Below are 19248 nucleotides of genomic sequence, written 5' to 3'. Positions count from 1 at the left end.
TCAAATGTCCGTGGCCAGCACCCGTAAAGTATCGGCAATGACGGCGGTCACCTCATCCGTGAGCGCCGTGCCGTTGGGCAGCACGACCACGCGCTCGGCGACGAATCGCGTATGTTCGAGCAGCAAACCCGCGTGCGGAAACAGATCACGATAGGGTTTCATCATGTGGCAGCCAGGCCAGAAGTACTTGCGGGCGAGGATGTTCTCCGCGTGCAGTGCCACGATGATGTCGTCGCGAGTGACCGGACAGGACTCGTCTACCTCGATCACCACATAATGGTGGCTGTTGCGCTCGGCCGGGTCGTAGTCCAGCAGCGAGATGCCCGGTATGCCTGCCAACGCCTCGCGATAGGCTGCGTGGTTGCGCACGTTGGCGGCCACGACCTCGCTGAAGCCGTCAAGATTGGCAAGACCCATCGCGGCGCAGGCCTCGATCATCTTGCCATTGGTTCCCGGATGTATGACGTTGTCATAGCCCTTGAAACCAAAATTGCGCATCAGACGCATGGCCTCGGCCAATTCGTCGTTGTTCGTCACGACGGCACCGCCTTCCATCGTGTTGAAGGCCTTGGTGGCATGAAAACTGAGGACCTCGCATTCGCCAAAGCGACCGATGCTCTGTCCCTGATAAGTGCTGCCGAAGGCGTGTGCTGCGTCGAACATCAACTTCAATCCGTGCTCGTCGGCAATGGCTCGCAGTTCCTCCACCGGCGCCGCCCGTCCCCACAGGTGCACGCCGATGATGCCGCTGGTGCGTGGCGTGATCATTCGGCGCACGGCAGCCGGATCAAGGTTGTGGGTAACCGGGTCGATATCGGCAAACACCGGCATGATGTCCTGCCAGTACAACGCATGTGCGGTGGCCACGAAGGTCCACGACGGCACGATCACTTCACCCGACAGGCCCAGCGCGCGGATGGCGATTTCCAGCGCAATGGTGCCGTTGCACATCGCCACACAGTGTTTCACTCCCAAGTGCTCGGCAATCCGCTGCTCGAACTCCTGCACCATCGGGCCGTTGTTGGTCAGCCACTGGTTGTCCAGCACTTGCTCCATGCGGCGCAGGAACGCGTCGCGGTTGCCGATGTTGGGACGTCCTACGTGCAGCGGCTCGGCGAATGCCGGCGGCGCATCGTGAATGGCGAGGTCGGATTTGCTGCGTATGGTCTTGGTCAGCTTGTTCAACACCGGCAACAATCTCCCCGCACGAGGTCTGTATCGGACTTGTGCGGCAGCGACAGCACAAACCCAGCCTGTCGAGCCAAATGGCGGCGTCAAATCACCGTCGCCACAGGATGCCGACCAGGTCATGAAGCATGGATCGCGCCAAGCGATTTTACAAAGCCCGACTGCTGGATGCGGTTGAACGGACGCATCTTCCGCACCTTCACAAACATCCGCTGCAGGACCTGCAGCAGCCTCTGCGGAAAATCCCACGGTGCGTAACGGTAATCGCGACCGGATACCCATCGATAACAATGTCGTTGCTAGGCGCAGCCCCGGACCGGAATTCCCAACCAGGTGCCGACGGCATTACCCATAGGCGTCGGCACGCATCCTGGCTGCGCACGATGTCACAGGCGCTGCAGCAGGTAGCTGTTTTCGAAGCCCGCAACCGGGCCTATCACCCGGAAACCATTGAAGTACCCGCCAGCCCGCAGCAGATCGACTGCCGGGCCAACCTCGGGCGAATAAAGGTGATCTCCATAATCGTCGAATACGACGAAACCGCCGCTCACCACACAGGTGGAGTACAGCAGGAAATCGAGCAGCACGTTGCGGCCAGCATGGCCGCCGTCGATGTGCAGCAAAGCAACCTTGGGCGAATTCGCCAGAAAGCGCTCCGCCGCCAGCTCCGAGTATCCGCGTATCAGCGTCGCCTCGGCGAACAGCTTGCCGTGATAGAACCCAAGCTCATCGGCCTGCCGCTCGAGCTCCATCGGATCGATTCCGAACAGGCGCCGCTTCCTGCCGCACATCTGGCTCATGAAGCAAAGCGACTTGCCCTTCCACACGCCGATCTCGACCAGGTCCCCCGGCACCTCGCCAATCAGCAGGCAGAGATAGCCCAGCAACTTCACATGATCGTGAAAGGACAATTCCTTGCGCGCCATGGCCAGCGACGGCGGCAGCTCCTTTTGCTCCTTTTCGAATATGGCCCCAACCACATCCCAGATGTCGTCGATGCCCTTCTTCACCCGGGCCTCGCCAAACAGGTTCCGCAACGCCGTGTGATCCACGGCTGGAATCATTGATGCCATAACAAGCAAGCTCCCTCATCGAATTCGGGGGGCATGGGCCGGGCTTGGCTGCTGCCAACTTCAGGCCGGCTCGTGCGATACCGGCAACGATCGCCTCCATGAATCTGCAGCGGGTCTGCCCAGCAACGACGGCTCAGGCCCTATCTGTCGGGCCACGCAGAACGATGACGTCAAACCGCCAGCGCCACATATCGACCCAGATCATCTGAAGCACGGACCGCGCCAACCGTCCGCACCGAAGCCCGCTACTGGATGTAGTTGAACAGACTCATCCCCTGCACCTTCGCAAATACCTGCTGCGAAGCTTGCAGTGCGGTGGTTTGCAGCTCCAGCTGGCTGATGGCGCTGGCCATGTCGGTGTCCTGTACGCCGGAGAGCACGGTCTGGTAGGTCAGCGTGAGGCCGCTGTAGGCGGTCTGCTGTTGGCTCAGGCGGTTCAGGCGACCGCCCACGTCGGTCTGGGTGGCGGAGATCTGGTTCTGCGCCTGGCCGAGCGATGCCATCTGCTGGCTCAGGGTGTTGCTGAGCTGCGTGTTGCTGGTGCTGGTGCTGTTCAGCGCGTTGATCATGTTGGTCAACGTGGAGAACACGCTCTGCGTCTGGCCGGATTGCACGCTCACCGTGTCGCCTGCGTTGGGCGTGCCGCTCAGGGCGATACTCATGCCGTTGAAGCTGATGCTGCCGCCGTTCTGGTAGGCGCCGGTGGCCACGGTGTTGCCACCGGCATCGGTAGCCGTCCAGTTGCCGGCGGCGTCGAAGCTGATCGTATAGTTCACCGGGCCGGCGGCGGTGGCCGCGGCCCACTGCGTGGCGTTGGTGACGCTGTTGGCGCCCACCAGCAGGGTGCCGGTATTGCCGGCCGCGGCGCTGGCGGCGAACGAGCCGTTGCCCTGCGGGGTGTTCATGAACAACGCGGCGCCATTGTCGCTGTCGGGCAGGGTGAGGCCGCTGCCGATGCTCACCATCTGGTTGGAACCGTTGCCGTTGTAGGTCACCGAGCCATCGTTGTTGAGCACGAACGGCGTGGAGGTGGTGCTGGTGCCCGCGAACAACGCGTTGCCGTTGGCATCCGAGGTGTTGGCCAGTTGCACCAGTTGCGCGCGGATCTGCACGAGTTGCGTGGCCATGTCCTGGCGATCGGACGACGACAGCGTGCCGTTGATGCCCTGGATCGCCATCGAATCCACCTGATTGAGCAGCGAATTGAAGGAGTCGAGCGTGCTGCTCTCTGTGGAGAGCCGCGCGTTGGCGTTGTTGATGTTGGAGGTGTACTGCGTGTTGTTGGCCAGCACGTGGTTGAGCGACACCACTTCCGCGGCGCCGTTGGGGTCGTCGGAGGCCAGGTTGATGCGCTGGCCGCTGCTCACCTGGTTCTGCGTATCGGCGATCGACGCCTGCTGGCTGAGCATGGAACCCAGCGCCTGCTGGTACATCCAACTGGTGGAAACTCGGATCATGGAGACGCTCCCACTAGGCCTGGATGGCGGTGATGAGGCTGGAAAACAGGGTCTGCGAGGTGGAGATCACCTGCGCGGAAGCCTGGTAGGCCTGCTGGTATTTGATGAGGTTGGCCGCCTCCTGATCCAGGTTGACGCCCGCCAGGCTTTGCTGCGCGCTGGTCGCCTGGTTGTAGAGGCCGGTCTGGGTGGTGAGATTGCTGGAGGCCATGCTGCCCGCCAAGCCGATCTGGTTAGTCAGGTTGGCATAGGCCCCGACCGTGGTGGTCTTGCCGCCATCGAGCACGCCGACGTTGCCCAGCCCGGCCATGGTCAGCGCGTTGGAGTTGTCGTTCAGGCCGCTGCTGTTCTCGGCCACGGTGAAGCTGTCGCCACTGGCCGGGGTGCCGCTGAGACTCATGCTCCAGCCGTCGAACTGGATCGGCGTGCCGCTGGTATAGGTGCCGGTGGTGGTATTGCCCGCACCGTCGGTGACGGTGTAGCTGTTGCCTGCGCCAAACGTCACCGTGGCGCCGGAGAACAGGTTGGCGTTGGTGCTGTCCGCCACGTTCACCGAACTCACCGTGGCACCGCCGGTGTTGGCGCTGGCGGGCGTGCCGATCAATGCCGCAGCCGCGGCGATGGCATTGGGGTCGCTGGTAGCCACCGAGATACCGGAAGCCGCGTTTTGGGTCGGCAGGATCTGGAAGCTGTCGCCGACCTGCGCGCCATTGGACACCGTGAAGGTAAGGCCGTTGGCCGACAGCGTGCCGTTGGCATTGGCGGTCATCGCCACCGAGGTGCCGCTGGTGGTCGCCAGCGACCAGCCGTTGACCGAGGGCGAGGTGCTGCTTCCGGTATAGGTGAGTATGTAGTTGTCGTTGGTGAGCGACGAAATGTCGCTCACGCTGGCGCTCACCGTGGCGGTGCCCAGGTTGGCCTTCATCGCGGCCACACTCGGATACGGCACCACGAAGATCGGCTGGCCATTGGCCCCGGTCAGGGTCAGGCCATTCGACTGCTGTGTGTTGACGCTCTGCGCCACCGCCAGTGCGGTGCGCCCCAGTTGGTTCTGCGCCGCATCGAGCGTGTTGGTCCGGTACGACAACAATGCGCCCAACGTGCCGCCGGAAAGGCTGGAGGTGATGTCGGTGCCGCTGGCATTGAGCACGTCGGTGGTGCTGGTGTCGTAGGGGCTGCTACCCACCTGGAAACCGTAAGAATAGCTGCCGCTCACCATCACCTGCCCGGAGGTGCTGTAGATGCTCAGCGTGCCGTCGGGCTGCGCGGCGACAGAGATGCCGGTATCTCCCGCCAGCTGGTTGACCAGTTGATCGCGCTGGTCGAGCAGCGCGTTGGGCTGGGTGCTGCCGGCCTGGCTGATGCTGGTATTGAGTGTGGCGATCTGCTGCACCACCGAGTTGATGTCGTTGACGGTGCTGGAAATCTGCGTGTTGATCTGTTGGCGCTGCTGGTCGAGCTGCTGGCCGAAGGTATTGAAAGCGGCGGTTAGCGTGGATGCGTCACCCAGCAAGGCCTGTCGCGAGGAAAGGTCGCTGGGCGAATTGGCCACGTCGTTGAAGCCACCGTAGAAGCTGTCCAGCGCGGTCTGCAGGTTGCCGCTGTTCTGCAACAGGCCGTTCAGCGCGGTGGTGAGGTTGTCGGTGGTGGTGGCGCCCTGCATGGTGCTGTTGCTGCTCCACAGCGCCTGCGTGAGGTATTGGCTGTAGGCGCGCTGCACGCCGATCACGTCCACACCGGTGCCCATGGTGTAGCGACCATTGTTCTGGCCCACCATGTCCACTTGCTGGACGCTCTGTTCGCTGTAGCCCGCGGTACTGGCATTGGCAATGTTGTTGCCGGTGACCTGCAGGGCGAGCTGGGCCGCATTGAGCCCGGTGACACCGATGTTTAACAGGCTGGACATGACCGAAACCTCCGGAATTCGACTACTGGTTCGGCAGGCCAGCCGGGATCTTTAGAGCCGGTATATGGCCTCCCCATGGCCCGCGCCGGGAGCTGTTTGCGCGCAGGCCAAGGAAGAACGAAGGAGTGGACGTCCGTCCACGACTGAGTGATGACGCCGGCATGCGGGCAAACAGACCCAGCCCGCAGGGTTGCCTTGCCGTAGCCGCCATGCGGCAGCGCGCGGCTTGGCCTGCCAGCCAGGCAGGCGCTGCGCCACGCACTACCACCTGGTGGCTACGGCAAGGCAACGCGGGCCATGGGGAGGTCATATACCGGCTCTCAAGGCCGCCAGCGCCTGGTGCATCTGCGAACTGTTGGCGATGGCACTGATCTTCTCGGCGTAGTCGGGGTCGGTGGCATAGCCACCTTGCGCCAGCGCATTGGCAAAGCCTCGCACGTCGTCGCCATGACCCTTCGCCGCCGCGTAGCGCGGGTTGGAGGCGATCAGCGAGGCGTAGTCCTGGAATGACTGCGCCGGCGAGCTGTAGGCGCGGAACTGTGCATGCCGGCGCACCGCCACGCCATCTTCGTACTCCAGTGTGGGTACGCTGACCTTCTGGCCGTCCCAGCTGCCGCCGGCTTTCATGCCGAACAGGTTGAAGCTGGTGGAGCCGTCGGAGCTGCGCGGCATGTGCTTGCCCCATTGGGTTTCCAGTGCCGCCTGGGCCAGCACGGTGCGTACCGACACACCCAGCTTCTGGGCGGCCGCTTCGGCGTAGGGCGCCAGCGCGCGCACGAACTCCTGCGCGTCCTGCGGCAACCATTTCATCGCGCTGCGGCCCAGTTCACGCCCCGCCTCGACCACATTGGCGAGGCGACGCTGGAACTGGTCGGCATTGGCCGGCAGCTTGGTGGGGTCGCCGATGCCGTCGGGATCGTCCGCCGAGCCGTTCGCACCGCCAGCGGCACCTGCCGCCGACGCGTTCTGTCCACCCAGCTGGCGAACCAGCATCTGCGCGATGCCCAGCCCCTTGCCGCTCTGGGAGAGGCTTACCGAAAGCTGCTGGTCGAACAGGTCGCGGTACGTCTTGCCGGCGTCGCTGTCACCCATCGCGTCGCCAAGGCTGTCGCTGGCTTCGCGCATGGACTTCAGCATCATCTGGGTGAACATGGCCTCGAACTGCTTGGCCACCGCCGGCAACACCGCCTTGCTGTCGCTCTGGGCCTGCGCACGCAGCCGGTTGAACCCGGACAGATCGGTCCAGGTGCTCAGCGAATTGTTGGAAGGCAGCGCGGCGTCGCTCATGGCAGTGGCTGGCTAGATGACCACCAGATCCGCATGCAGCGCGCCGGCTTGCTTCAGCGCCTGCAAGATCGAGATCAGGTCGCTGGGCGAGGCGCCCACCTGGTTCACCGCGCGCACGATGGTGTCCAGGCTCACACCCGGGCCGAACTTGAACATGTGGCCGCCATCCTCGCTGACCTGCACGTTGCTGGAGGGAACCACCACGGTCTGGCCCTTGCTGAAGGCCCCTGGCTGGCTGACCTGCGGTTGCTCGCTGATGGTGACCTGGATGGAGCCATGCGCCACCGCGGCCGCGGAAACGCGCACATCCGAACCAATCACCACGGTGCCGGTGCGCGAGTTCACCACCACCCGCGCGGGCGGGTCGCCCGGGGTCACGTCCAGGTTCTGAATGGTGCCCAGCCACGCCACTTTCTGGGTGGGGTCCTGCGGCACGCGCACGTCCACCGTGCCGCCGTCCACCGCGCGCGCGGTGCCGGAGCCGTAGGTGCGGTTGATCGTGCTCACGATGCGCGACACGGTGGTGAAGTCCGGCGAGTTCAGGTTCAGCCGCAGGTCGTCCGTACCCGCGAATGCGGAAGGTACGCTGCGCTCTACCGTGGCGCCGCCGGGAATGCGGCCGCTGGCGGAGATGTTCTTCTCCACGCTGCTGCCACTCTTGCCCTTTGCCGTGATGCCGCCCACTACCACACTACCCTGGGCAATCGCATAGACGTTGCCGTCGGCGCCGCGCAGCGGCGACATCAGCAGTTCGCCACCGCGGATGCTCTTTGCGTTGCCGATCGAGGCCACGGTGACGTCGATGGCCTGGCCTGGCTTGGCGAACGGCGGCAGTTCGGCGGTGATGGTCACCGCCGCCGCATTCTTCAGCTGCGGCGCCGTCACGCCTGCCGGAATGTTGACGCCGAATTGCTGCAGCATGTTCTCCACGCTCTGCGTGGTGAACGGCGTCTGCGTAGTCTGGTCGCCGGAACCGTCCAGACCCACCACCAGGCCGTAGCCAATCAGCTGGTTGCTGCGCACTCCACCCACCGAGGCAAGGTCGCGGATCTTGTCGGCGCGGGCCGGGGCGGCAGGAAATGCGAGCAGCGCGACGACGAGCCCGAGCGCAATGGATTGCACCCACTTGCGCAGCGGCGCAACAGCGACGGCAGCGGAGCCACGAGCGTTCATCAGAAAGGCATCCACTTAGAGTTGAAGAAACGCGACAGCCAGCCCTGCGTGTTCGCATCGGCCAAGGTGCCGCGACCGGTATAGGAGATCTGCGCGTCGGCGACGCGCGTGGAGGGCACGGAATTGTCCTGCCCGATGTCCTGCGGGCGCACGATACCGGCGATGCGGATCAGCTCCTGACCCTGGTTGATGGTGAGCCACTTCTCGCCGCGCACCATCAGGGTGCCGTTGGCAAGGCGCTTCACCACGGTGACGGTGATGTTGCCGGTGAGCTGGTTGCTCTGGCTGCTGGAACCGGTGCCGTCGAAGCTGCGATCGCCGTCGGTTGCCACCGTGGCGCCATTGATCGTACGGCCGAGGATGGTAGGAGCACCGAAGCTGGTCTTGTCGGTCTTGCTGGTGCTGGTACTGGCCTTCTTGACGGCCTGCGTGTTTTCCACCAGCACGATGGTCAGGACGTCGCCGGTACGATGTGCGCGCGAATCGGAGAACAGCTCCATGCCCTGCTCGTCGTGATAGATCGAGCCATCGGCAGGGGGCGCCGACTGTGCCGGCTCCGGCGGCGTGGCAGCCCACGTCGCATCGTCGCGCTTCTGCTGCTGCAGAACAGCGCAGCCGGACAGCACGAGCAGGGCGAAGGCGAGCGCGAAATACTGGAAAAGGGCCGTGGTGCGCACGTTGGCCAACCTCACATGTTGGTGGTGAGCGTCTGCAGCATGCTGTCTGCGGCGCTGATGGATTTGGAATTCATTTCGTAGGTGCGCTGGGTCTGGATCATGTCCACCATCGCCTCCACGACGTTGACGTTGGAGGACTCCAGCGAGCCCTGCAGCAGGGTGCCCATGCCGTTCACGCCGGCCTGCCCGGTCTGCGGCGTGCCGCTGGACGCCGTCTCCTGATACAGGTTCTGGCCAACAGACTGCAGACCTGCGGGATTGATGAAGTCAGCCATCTGCAGCACGCCCACCTGCTGCGGCGCGGCCTGCCCCGCCAGGGTGGCACTGACCGTGCCATCGGTACCGATGGTGATGCTTTGCGCGCCCTGCGGAAGGGTGATGGCCGGCTCGATCGGATAGCCGTCGGCGGTCACGATCTGGCCGTTGGCATCAGTATGCAGCGAGCCGTCGCGGGTGTAATCGGTGGTGCCGTCGGGCATGGTCACCTGCAGGAAGCCGCGCCCCTGGATGGCCACGTCCAGCGCGTTGCCGGTCTGCGCGATCGCGCCTTCGGTGAACATCTTTTCGTTGGCCACCACACGCACGCCGGTACCCATCAGCAAGCCCGAGGGCGACTCCGTCTGCTGGGTGGTCTGCGCACCGGGCTGGCTCAGGTTCTGGTACATCAAGTCCTGGAATTCCGGGCGCGAAGACTTGAAGCCGGTAGTGCTGGCGTTGGCCAGATTGTTGGAGATGGCATCCAGATTCGTCTGTTGCGCATCGAGGCCGGTCTTGGCGATCCAGAGTGAGGAGAACATGGCGTGGCTCCGCTAAAAGTGACTTGATTCAGTTCGACTGCAACAGCTTGATGCTGTCGTCGGCGTCGTCTTCGGCGGTCTTGATCGACCGCACCTGCATGTCGTATTGGCGCGACAGGGAAATCATCCGCACCAGCTCTTCCGACGGATTGACGTTGCTGCCTTCCAGGGTGCCGGACACCAACTGCACGCTGGGGTCGGCATCGGCACTGCTGCCGTCGTTCATGTGCAGCAGGCCGTCGGCGCCTTTGGAAAGCTGCGAAGGGTCGGGATTGACCAGCTTGATCTGGTCGACCTGGTTGAGCGAGCTCGCCGCCTGCCCCAGCGGCACGGATGAAATGGTGCCGTCGCCGCCAATCACGATTTGCGTGCTGGCGGGAACGGTGATCGGGCCACCGCTGCCGATCACGGGATTGCCGGCGGCATCGGTGAGCGTGCCGTCGGCAGCCAGCTGCAGGCTGCCGGCACGCGTGTAAGCCTCGCTTCCGTCCGGCGCCTGCACCGCGATCCAGCCCGATCCGCGCATCGCCACGTCCAACGGGCGACCGGTCTGCTGCAAGGTGCCCTGCCCGTCGTTCCGTCCGATGCTCTGCGCCACGGCGTTGATGCGCGTGGGGCTGCCCGGCCCCAGCACCGGCAGGCTTCGGAACGCATCGAGCTCGCTCTTGAAGCCTGTGGTGCTGGCATTGGCCAGGTTGTGGCTCACCACGTCCTGGGCCTGCATGATCTGCGTGGCCCCGGTCATGGCGATGTAGACGGAACGGTCCATGGTGACCTACCTCAGCGGGTTTACCGCGAGACGGCGCTGAACAGCGTGGATGCCAGCGTGTCGTCGGTGGACAGCACCTGCGCATTGGCCTGGTAGTCGCGCTGCGCCTGGATCATGTCCACCAGCTGCGCGGTGGTGTCGCTGGTGTTGGATTCCTCCAGCGCGCCGGACTGGATGGTGCCGTACTGGCCGCTGCCCGCCGTGCCCATCACGGCCGTGCCCGAAGCCGTGCTGGCCGACCAGCTGGCGCTGCCGAGCTGGGTCAGACCCTGCAGGTTCTGGAAGTTGGCCATCGCCAGCTGGCCCAGTTCGCTGCTCTGGCCGTTGGAGTAATTGGCGGTGACGACGCCGGTGTTGTCGACATTGATCGAAGACAGCGCGCCAGCGGTGTAGCCGTTCTGGCTGATGGTGCCTGCGGCATAGGCGGAGCCGTACTGCGTGGTCTGGCTGAAGTTGACCGACAACGCCTGCGCATTGGCACCGTTGCCGTAGTTCAGCGAGTTGTAGGTGACGATGCCGTTGGCCGGAGTGGTCAATGTGCCGGACGAGCTGAAGGTCAACGCCTGCGTGCCGGCGGATTGGCCGTCCACATACAGGTTCGCATCCCAGGTGTTGGTGCCGGTTTTCACGTAATAGACCGTGGCCTGGTGCGAAGAACCAAGGCTGTCGTACACGGTGAACGTAGTCGAATTGTTGAAGGTGGCCGGATTGGTGGGGTCGAAGGCCAGCGCTGGCGCTGTGGCGTTCGCCGGCAGGTTCGAGGTGATCGTCGCCGTGCTGGTGGGCGTGGCCGCGCTCTGCGCGGTGACCAGGTTCAAGTTGGTCAGCGTGCTCGTATCGACGCTGCCGCTGGCGGCGCTGTAGGGATAGACCTGTACCTTGTAGCCATCCTGCGTGACCACGTTGCCATTGGCATCCTGCTGGAACGCACCATCGCGCGTATAGGCATAGCCGTTGCCGGTGTTCACCACGAAGAAACCGTTGCCGCTGATCGCCATGTCCAGGCTGTTGCCGGTGGTTTCGATGTCGCCCTGGGCGAACTGCTGCGCCACGTCGGTCATGCGCGTACCGCTGCCCACCGCAGTGGCGCTGAGGTTGACGCCGCTCACCGCGTAGATGTCCGCGAACTCCGCGCGCGAGCCCTTGAAGCCCGTCGTGTTGGCGTTGGCGATGTTGTTGGCGATGACGTTGAGATCGGCCTGCGCGCCATTCAGGCCGCTGAGCGCTTGGTTGAGTGCCATGACTTCGTTACCTCGTTGAAAGGGTTGTTATCGGCGATCAGTTGATCTGCGCGATCGAACTGAGCGGTACGCCGCCCACGCCGCTTACCTGCACATACGTGCCCACACTGGTGCCGCCGTAACCCACGCCAGTGACCGAGCCGCTGGCATAGGTGGAAAGCGCGTTGCCGCCTTGATCGGCCGCCGTGATGCTGTAGGTGCCCGTCGGCAGCTGGTTGCCGTTGTCGTCCTTGCCGTCCCAGCTGAAATTCGCCAGGCCGGGCTGCTGGGCACCAAGGTCGATCGTGCGCACCTCCTTGCCGCTGCTGTCCTTGACCACGAGCTCGACGTCGGAAGATGCATTAGTGACGCCCACGGCTCCGCTCATCGTGCTGCCGGCATAGCTGAGACTGTCCGACGGCACCATCACGTTGCGTCCCACCAGGCTCACCGAGCCGAGCACCTGCGAGGTCTGCATGGCGCTGGTGACCTGGCTGGAGAGAGTGTTGACGGTGGTGTTGAGGTTTTGCGTGGAAGCCAGCTGGCTGAACTGCGCCAGCTGCGACACGAATTGCGTGTTGTCCATCGGGTTGGTGGGATCCTGCGCCTGCAACTGGGCGGTAAGCAGTTGCAGGAAGTCGGCCTGGCTCAACGAACTGCCGAGCGAGGCGCCGACGGAGCCCGAACTGTTGCCGGAACCCGAGTAACTGCCAGAAGCGCTTGCCGTGCTGCTTGTGGTGCCGGCGGTATTGGCAGTGCTCGCCGCATTTGTGGTGTTTATCGTGGTCATGACGGAAAACTCACTGGCCCAAGGTCAAGGTTTTGACCATCAATTGCTTGGCGGTATTCATCACTTCGACGTTGTTCTGGTACGAACGCGACGCCGAAATCATGTTCACCAGCTCATCGACAGGGTTGACGTTGCTGCCGTAGACGTAGCCGTCGGCATTGGCCAACGGGTTGCCCGGCTCATAGCGCTGGGGGATCGCATCCTGGCTTTCGGTGATGCCGAGTACCTGCACGCCCTCGCTGGCACCCGCATCGGCATTGCTGTTGCCCTGGCCATCGCCGAACTGCGCGAACTGCTGCTTCTGGATCGCGGCGAACAAGGGCTCGCGCGAGTGGTAGGCGCCTTCCGGGGTGCCCGACACGCTCTCGGCGTTGGCCAGGTTGCTGGCCACGGTATTGAGCCGCAACGACTGCGCGGCCATGCCCGAACCCGCCACGTTGAAGATGGAATCGAGTGACATCAGCTCTGCCCTCCGGTGATAGCGGTGCGCAGCATGTGGATCTGCGCCGTGATGAAGGAAAGACTGGCCTGGTAATGCACGCTGTTCGCGGCGAAATCGGCCTGCTCGACCTGGGCATCGACGGTGTTGCCGTCCATGCTGGGCTGCGTCGGTACGCGATACGCCAGCGCCGTTCCGTTCGTGCCCGTGTTGGATACGTCGCCGATTTGCCCTGCCGAAGGGGTTTCCAGCGGCAGATTGCCGCCGGCAGAGCCGCTTGCCGCTGCCAGCGCTTTGCGAAAATCGACGTCGCGCGCGAGGTAGCCCGGCGTGTCGGCGTTGGCCAGATTGTTGGCCAGCACTTCGGCACGGCGCTGCCACAGATCCATCGCCCGGGTATGGATTCCAAACAGGTCTTGCGGGATCGTGCTCATCGGTCTGCTCCGCGTGCGATTGACGCATGGAGCAGAAGGCAAATTACATGCCACTATGCCGAAACCCTTACCACGACTGGGCTGACGGGGTTTTCGCCGCGACACCGCAAGGGCGGTGTCCTAGGAAAGTCGGTTTGTTGACACCCTGCCGGCGTCGGTTTCAGGGCGTCAGGTGGACGTCGCGTTCGCCGGTAGCAGCTCGAATACCGCTTGCGCCAGCAGATCAGGCTGGAACTTGGCGACGAAAGCGTCGGCCTTCACTTCCTTCACCATCGCCTCGTTGAAACCGCCCGACAGCGAGCTGTGCAGCACCACCTTCAACCGGCACAGCTCAGGCGTCTCGCGGATAGCGCGCGTCAGCGCGTAACCATCCAGGCGCGGCATTTCGATGTCGGATACCACCAGCTTCACGCCTTCGGCCGGATCGCCCGCGGCCAGCTTGCGCAGCTTGTCCAGCGCCTCGCGGCCGTCCTTCGCCACTATGCATTCGATGTTCATCTGCTTGAACAGCGCCACCAGGCGACGGCGGGCGATCAGCGAATCGTCTGCCACCAACACCCGCCGCGGCGACAGCACACGCGCGTCGGCAAGGCGTTGCATCTGTATGGAAAGATCGGCCGGTGCCGAATCGATGCTGGCCAGCACCTGCTCCACGTCCACCACGGCCAGCAAGGCGCCATCCAGCCGGGTCACCGCATTGACCTTGTTGCCGAAACCCAGCGCAGCGGGTGGCGCGGCCATCTTGTCGCCATCGCACTGCACCATGCGCTGCAGATCGGCGACCAGGAAACCCTGCACCGAACGGCTGAATTCGGTGACCATCAGATGCGCCGAAGCCTCGTCGCGCAAGGGCGGATAGCCCAGCGCGGCGGCCAGATCGATCACCGGAATGGTCTGCCCGCGATAGTCGCAACTGCCTGCCAGCAATTCGTGTATGCCCATCATGCGTTCCAGCGGCGGCCGGCGCATGACCTCGCGCACCTTGAACACATTGATGCCGAACAGTTGCGCGTCACCGAGCCGGAACAGCAACATGGCCACACGGTTGTGCCCGGCGAGCCGGGTGTGTTGCTCCACCTTTTCCAGCAGCGTGCCGCCCATGCGGTCTCCTCGCATTGATCCGCCGCGCAGAGCGGCTCTACGCGCACCGTATCGACCGCGCTGTCCCCCGCTTGAGTCCGCCGTCATGGCACACGGCTTGCTTTCTCAAGAACCGGCGGATTTGGCCGATGCAGTGCCCGGCATTGGTATGCCGCCCCTCGACATTCAAGGTGACGTTCGCCCCATGAGCCTGATCTGGAACCAGCACATCGCCCTTCTGGTGGAAGCCGCCGCCGCTGGCGACGAAGCGCGGCTTGCCACGCTGCGCCGCCAGCACCCCCGTGCCGCGCAGACGCTGGCGCCATTGCTGGCGCGCGCCGCCAGCCGCCCGCCGGCGACCGTTGCGCTGCAAGCCGTGGAGCAGCAGAGCCTGGTGCTGGCCGCCGTACAGCAGCTCGCGCGCGAGCAGGCCTCGCTGGGCAAGGCCGCCGACGACAGTCGCAGCGGCGTCGATAGCTTGACGGACGGCAGCGCCGGTATCTCGACGGCTCTGCAGCAGGTGGGCGCCGAACTGGAGCAGGCCTGCAAGGCCAGCGCCGCCGGCAACGGCTCGGTCAGCGAACTCGACGGCCAGTTGCGCCTGCTGCGCAGCGCATTGGCAGCGATGAACCGAAACCAGAGCAAGCTGGCCGAGCAGGTGGAACAGATTCGCAAGCTCACCACCACCGTGCAGGAAATCGCCCATCAGACCAATCTGGTGGCACTGAACGCAGCGATTGAAGCCGCGCGCGCCGGCGAAGCCGGCCGGGGCTTCGCCGTGGTCGCCGACGAGGTCAAGCAGCTGGCGGAAAAGACCTCCCTTACCACCGCCGAGATCGAGAACGTCACCAGCTCGATCGGCGACTTCTCCACGCAATTGAACGGCGATGTGCAACACAGCCTGCAGCAGCTCGACCGCGCCCAGACCGGCGCGGCGCAATCGGGCACCACGCTGGGCGCGGGCAACCAGTCGCTGCAGGCAGCCAGCGAGCGCGTCCGCAAGCTGCAACAAAGCAACGACACCCAGCACGCTCGCGCCACCAGCGCACAGGCTGCGCTTGGCTCCCTGCAGCGACGCTCAGGCGAGGCAAAACGCCAATCCGATTCGCTGCGGCGCGCCGCGCTGCTCTCCCATCGGTTGAGCCTGGACTGGCTGGAAACCAGCAGCGGCAACGACCCGGGCAGCCTCAGCCTGATCGTGCGCGAAGCCTCCCTCAATCTGCGCCAAGCAGCCGAACTGGCCCTGCTCGATCCAGCCGCAGTGGATCGTCGCTGGTTCGACACCCATGCAATTCGCGCCAGCGTCGAACGGCTGGGCGCCCTGGAACCGCACAAACCGGCCGTTGTCGGCCTTGCCAGCGCCGGCTCGCAGCTGTGCGAGCAGGGTACCCGTTTCGTCGCTCTGCTTTGCGACGGCGAGACCGCCCAGGCCAGCGCACTCTCGCAACAGATCGAGTCCGGGCGCGACTCTCTGCTTGTGCAACTCGACAACCTGCTGACGGACGCATGAGCAGGTCGCACGCCAGCTCAGGACTGCATGCGGCGGCATGGCTGGGCCTGGCGGCGTGGTCGGGCACGGGCCTCGCCACCGCGTCACCACCCGACGCCATCCGCGCAGCCGCCGAACATGCGGTGCGCGCCAGATTCGACCTGCCGGGCAATCGCGTGGAGGTACAGGCCCTGCCGCTCGCCTTGCGCCTGCACCTGGCACCTTGCGAGCAGCCCTTGCACGCCGAGCTGTCCGACGCCATCCGCCCTGCGCCTCGCCTCAGCGTACCCGTGCAATGCCCGGGCAGCTGGGCCGTGCGCGTGCAGGTGCAATTGCAGCTGTTCCACCACGTGCTGGTGACCAACCGGCCATTGCAGCGCGGCGACGGGCTCGATCTGGCCGATGTGCACGACGAAGAGCGCGACGTGACCCGGCTCGGCTACGGATACGTCGACACATTCGATCAGTTGGCCGGACGCTCCCTCGCCCGCGCCTTGCCGGGCGGCAGCGTGCTCACGCCGGCTGAACTGGGGGGACGGCAAACGGTACGCGCGGGCGACCATGTGCAAGTATTGGCCCAGTTGGGCGACATCGTGGTTCGCGCCGATGGCGTGGCCTTGGGCAGCGGCGACGATGGCGCCCGTTTACGGGTTCGAAACGAGAGTTCCGGCAAGGTGCTTGATGCCATGGTCCGCGGACCCGGCATGGTACAGGCACTGCCCTGAGAGCCAGCCATGCCTTCACCTATCCCACTCCACCCTCTAAAGTTCCTATGCTGCTGGCCGATCCAACTGGTACAGGGCCATTCTGAAACGGGTACGGACACATGAATACGACCATTTCCAACAGCGGCTTGCCGAAACTCCAGCAACCAGCCAGCCCAACCGGCAATAGTCAGGCAACGGACTCTTCCTCCGTGACCAGTTCCGGGGCGCCCGCTGCCCAAGCCGACGACCAACTCAAGCTGACCGACTCGGCCAAGGCACTGCAACAGGCATCGCGCACCAATGCCACCGAGGTCGATTCGCAGCGGGTTGAGCAGGTGCGACAGTCGCTGGCAAATGGCAGCTACAAGATCGATGCCGGCCGCATTGCCGACCGCCTGGTGTCCATGGAACAGCAGCTCGGTGGTACGAGCAAGGCATGACCTCTTTGCAGCATGAGTTCGATCAAGCCATCACCGCCACGCTGAGCGATATGCGCGTGGCGCTGACCATGTTCGAGCAAGTGCTTGAAGACGAGCGCGCCGCGCTCGTCGCCGGCGATACCGTGGCGCTCGGTCAGGCCGGCACACGCAAACAGGCACTCATGCAGCAGCTGGAACAGTTGGACGTCGAACGCCGCCAGTTGGCGAACGAGCAGGCGCGGGCCGAAGACGCACCTGATCCAGCGTGGCCTTCCATAGTCCAATCGCTGCAGCAATGCCATCGGCTGAATCAACGTAATGGCAGTATCGTCAACCAGCGGCTGCAGATGGTGCGCCAGGCTCTTGCCGTGCTGACCGGAGTGGATGGTGGCAACGGGCTTTACGACCGCACCGGGGAGTTGCATACCACAGGACGTTCTCGCCCGCTGGCTGCGGCTTGAGGCTTGAGGCGAGGCTGAACTTCCTGCTGCAGCCTATGCAGTGGTTTCAATAGCGAGTCGCCCCACGGCTCGACCAATCGATAAACGCGCCACCGGATCGATCATGAGTTCTTCCCGCACGACAACCGCCCCCACTGCTGCAGCCGCCTCCCACTCCCAAGCCTACGATGGCGCATCGCCGCAATTGCCGGTGTTGCGCGTCCCGCTGCTCAACCGTGAGCGCGACCTCTACGCCTACGAAATCCTGTTCCATCGCGAAAGCGGTGACGAGCAGGCACTGCTGCGCAGCGTGCTTGCAATGATCACCGACGGCGCCTTAACCCGCCTGGTTCGCGGCAATCGCGCCTTTCTCAACCTGCCGGCCGAACTGTTGCCGGAAGATGCCGATGTTCTGCTGCACCAGCCGCGCATCGGCGTAGTGTTGCAGCCCCATGTGGCGGACGACGAAGCGCTGATGGCACGCCTGCAACTGATGGCGCAGCGCGGCTGCCAGTTCATGCTGGATATCGGTGCCACAGAGCCTGGCAACAGTCCTGAGTTCGAAGCCCTGCTGCGGATGGTTCAGCTCGTGCGGCTGGACGCTACCTTGTTGTCGCCTGAAGCGCTCGCGCAGCGGGCGAAAAACCTGCACGCCCGTGACTTGAGCGTCGTCGCCGGTCACGTGGACGATCATGCGACCTATGAACGCTGCCTCGCATTGCCGCTGGAAGCGATCCAGGGGCGTTACCTGCTGGTACCGCAGCCAATGGCCGTGCCGGTGTTGACCGCCAATCGCCTCAGCATGCTGCGCTTGATGGGCGCACTGCATGACAGCAACCCCGGCCCGGTCGAACTCGGCAACATCATTCGCGACGACGCCGTGCTCAGCTACAAGCTCCTGAGCTGCGTCAATTCAGCCTATTTCGCATTGCCACGACAGTTGAAATCGGTACAGCAGGCCGCGATCTTTTTCGGCGTTGCCCGCATGCGCAACTGGATCGACACCATGGCCATGTGCAGCATGGACGATCGTCCGCCGGAGCTGCTGCGCGCCGCGCTTATCCGCGCCCACATGTGCGAGGAACTTGCCCAGGGCATGCCACACGGCAGTACCGAGATGGCCTTCACCGTCGGCCTGTTCTCCTTGCTGGACACCTTGATGTGCGCGCCGATGGAATTCCTGCTGACCCATCTACGCCTTGTGCCAGAGATCAGCGATGCACTGACCGGCCGCGGCGGCCCGTTTGCTACGATCCTGCGGCAGATCCTCGCCTGGGAAGCCAACGAGTTGACCAGCGCGCAGGTGCCACCGCAACGAATCCAGCGACTGGCTACGGTTTACCTCAATGCCACCCAGTGGGCCGACCAGGTCTACGCCAGCGCCAACGAAAAGAGCGCGTAACAGCCACTCCCGCGCAAATGCCTGCCATTCCGTAACCTCATCTGTCGCAGCAACGACGAGTGGGTTGTTCTTGGTCGGACCCGACTTCCAAGTGAAGCTGAAGCGTTCTCGCTTTTCCGAGTCAGCCGGAAGTAGAGGTGGTTGATGATGCCATGGCGTAGGCGACAGGCGAGAGTTCGCCGAGTGCGCGATGGGGGCGTTGGTGGTTGTAGCACTGGCGCCAATTCTCGGTCATACACCGAAGCGCGTGCAGGCTGGTGAAGACGTATACCACCGTGCTTGCGGCACGTCTCGGCCACCTTCGCCCCGGCCTCGACCTCCTGAGGATCCGGGGGGCGTCGCAACGAGGACGCTACAGCTAGCGAATACGTCCGCGGGAAGCGGTGTCTACGCTTCAGAGATTCGTCTGGAGGGGCGCAAAAAGAAACACCCTCACCGGTATCGGTAAGGGTGTTTGGGATAAAGCCCCTGGCGGTGACCTACTCTTGCATGCAAGTGCAC

19 protein-coding genes are annotated in these 19248 nt (G+C 64.1%); 5 read left to right on the top strand and 14 right to left on the bottom strand.

Annotated elements, in window-relative coordinates; genetic code table 11:
- The 14 genes from IHE49_RS15535 to IHE49_RS15470 all read right to left on the bottom strand — a co-directional run bounded on the left by IHE49_RS15535 (position 1) and on the right by IHE49_RS15470 (position 14311).
- Positions 1-1470, bottom strand: a complete 1470-nt coding sequence (locus IHE49_RS15535) for an aminotransferase class I/II-fold pyridoxal phosphate-dependent enzyme (protein WP_225578490.1) — start codon at positions 1468-1470, stop codon at positions 1-3.
- 104 nt (positions 1471-1574) lie between these two features.
- Entirely contained in the window at positions 1575-2240 is a 666-nt protein-coding gene (locus IHE49_RS15530; protein ID WP_343227588.1) for a class I SAM-dependent methyltransferase, read from the bottom strand.
- A 266-nt stretch (positions 2241-2506) separates the two neighbouring features.
- Entirely contained in the window at positions 2507-3718 is a 1212-nt protein-coding gene (gene flgL, locus IHE49_RS15525; RefSeq protein WP_225578489.1) for a flagellar hook-associated protein FlgL, read from the bottom strand.
- 13 nt (positions 3719-3731) lie between these two features.
- The gene (gene flgK / locus IHE49_RS15520) at positions 3732-5624 is read right to left on the bottom strand and encodes a flagellar hook-associated protein FlgK (RefSeq protein ID WP_192159555.1); all 1893 of its coding nucleotides are present in this window, start codon (positions 5622-5624) and stop codon (positions 3732-3734) included.
- A 306-nt stretch (positions 5625-5930) separates the two neighbouring features.
- On the bottom strand, positions 5931-6911 hold the full coding sequence (gene flgJ / locus IHE49_RS15515) for a flagellar assembly peptidoglycan hydrolase FlgJ (RefSeq protein WP_192159553.1): 981 nt from the start codon (positions 6909-6911) through the stop codon (positions 5931-5933).
- Positions 6912-6923: 12 nt separating this feature from the next.
- On the bottom strand, positions 6924-8084 hold the full coding sequence (locus IHE49_RS15510) for a flagellar basal body P-ring protein FlgI (protein WP_192159551.1): 1161 nt from the start codon (positions 8082-8084) through the stop codon (positions 6924-6926).
- Positions 8084-8761 carry a flagellar basal body L-ring protein FlgH gene (flgH, locus tag IHE49_RS15505; RefSeq protein WP_192159549.1) on the bottom strand — a complete coding sequence of 226 codons (678 nt, stop codon included), beginning with the start codon at positions 8759-8761 and terminating at the stop codon, positions 8084-8086. Before flgH ends, IHE49_RS15510 begins: the two co-directional genes overlap by 1 nt.
- Positions 8762-8772: 11 nt before the next feature.
- The gene (flgG, locus tag IHE49_RS15500) at positions 8773-9558 is read right to left on the bottom strand and encodes a flagellar basal-body rod protein FlgG (protein ID WP_192159547.1); all 786 of its coding nucleotides are present in this window, start codon (positions 9556-9558) and stop codon (positions 8773-8775) included.
- Between the two features lie 28 nt (positions 9559-9586).
- Entirely contained in the window at positions 9587-10327 is a 741-nt protein-coding gene (flgF, locus tag IHE49_RS15495) for a flagellar basal-body rod protein FlgF (protein ID WP_192159545.1), read from the bottom strand.
- 20 nt (positions 10328-10347) lie between these two features.
- Positions 10348-11568: a flagellar hook protein FlgE gene (gene flgE, locus IHE49_RS15490; protein WP_192159543.1), complete on the bottom strand. Its 1221-nt coding sequence runs from the start codon at positions 11566-11568 to the stop codon at positions 10348-10350.
- A gap of 37 nt (positions 11569-11605) precedes the next feature.
- The gene (locus IHE49_RS15485; RefSeq protein WP_192159541.1) at positions 11606-12337 is read right to left on the bottom strand and encodes a FlgD immunoglobulin-like domain containing protein; all 732 of its coding nucleotides are present in this window, start codon (positions 12335-12337) and stop codon (positions 11606-11608) included.
- 10 nt (positions 12338-12347) lie between these two features.
- Positions 12348-12797, bottom strand: a complete 450-nt coding sequence (flgC, locus tag IHE49_RS15480) for a flagellar basal body rod protein FlgC (protein ID WP_192159539.1) — start codon at positions 12795-12797, stop codon at positions 12348-12350.
- Positions 12797-13210 (bottom strand): flagellar basal body rod protein FlgB, encoded by a 414-nt coding sequence (gene flgB, locus IHE49_RS15475; RefSeq protein WP_192159537.1) that lies wholly within the window; start codon positions 13208-13210, stop codon positions 12797-12799. Before flgB ends, flgC begins: the two co-directional genes overlap by 1 nt.
- A gap of 168 nt (positions 13211-13378) precedes the next feature.
- The gene (locus IHE49_RS15470; RefSeq protein WP_192159535.1) at positions 13379-14311 is read right to left on the bottom strand and encodes a chemotaxis protein; all 933 of its coding nucleotides are present in this window, start codon (positions 14309-14311) and stop codon (positions 13379-13381) included.
- Positions 14312-14495: 184 nt separating this feature from the next.
- Here IHE49_RS15470 and IHE49_RS15465 point away from each other — a divergent pair, with 184 nt between their 5' ends.
- The 5 genes from IHE49_RS15465 to IHE49_RS15445 all read left to right on the top strand — a co-directional run bounded on the left by IHE49_RS15465 (position 14496) and on the right by IHE49_RS15445 (position 18747).
- Positions 14496-15800: a methyl-accepting chemotaxis protein gene (locus tag IHE49_RS15465; RefSeq protein ID WP_192159533.1), complete on the top strand. Its 1305-nt coding sequence runs from the start codon at positions 14496-14498 to the stop codon at positions 15798-15800.
- Positions 15797-16504, top strand: a complete 708-nt coding sequence (gene flgA / locus IHE49_RS15460; RefSeq protein ID WP_192159531.1) for a flagellar basal body P-ring formation chaperone FlgA — start codon at positions 15797-15799, stop codon at positions 16502-16504. The genes IHE49_RS15465 and flgA overlap by 4 nt, the downstream gene beginning before the upstream one ends.
- 101 nt (positions 16505-16605) lie before the next feature.
- Positions 16606-16926, top strand: coding sequence for a flagellar biosynthesis anti-sigma factor FlgM (gene flgM, locus IHE49_RS15455; RefSeq protein WP_192159529.1), 321 nt, complete (start codon positions 16606-16608; stop codon positions 16924-16926).
- Positions 16923-17366: a flagellar protein FlgN gene (locus tag IHE49_RS15450; RefSeq protein WP_192159525.1), complete on the top strand. Its 444-nt coding sequence runs from the start codon at positions 16923-16925 to the stop codon at positions 17364-17366. Before flgM ends, IHE49_RS15450 begins: the two co-directional genes overlap by 4 nt.
- Before the next feature lie 103 nt (positions 17367-17469).
- On the top strand, positions 17470-18747 hold the full coding sequence (locus tag IHE49_RS15445; RefSeq protein WP_192159523.1) for an HDOD domain-containing protein: 1278 nt from the start codon (positions 17470-17472) through the stop codon (positions 18745-18747).
- The last annotated feature ends 501 nt before the right edge of the window (positions 18748-19248 follow it).

It is taken from the genome of Rhodanobacter sp. 7MK24, from assembly GCF_014842995.1.
Classification (GTDB): Bacteria; Pseudomonadota; Gammaproteobacteria; order Xanthomonadales; family Rhodanobacteraceae; genus Rhodanobacter_A.
The sequence above is the reverse complement of the archived record's forward strand: the minus strand, read 5'-3'. Positions and strand labels throughout refer to the sequence as shown.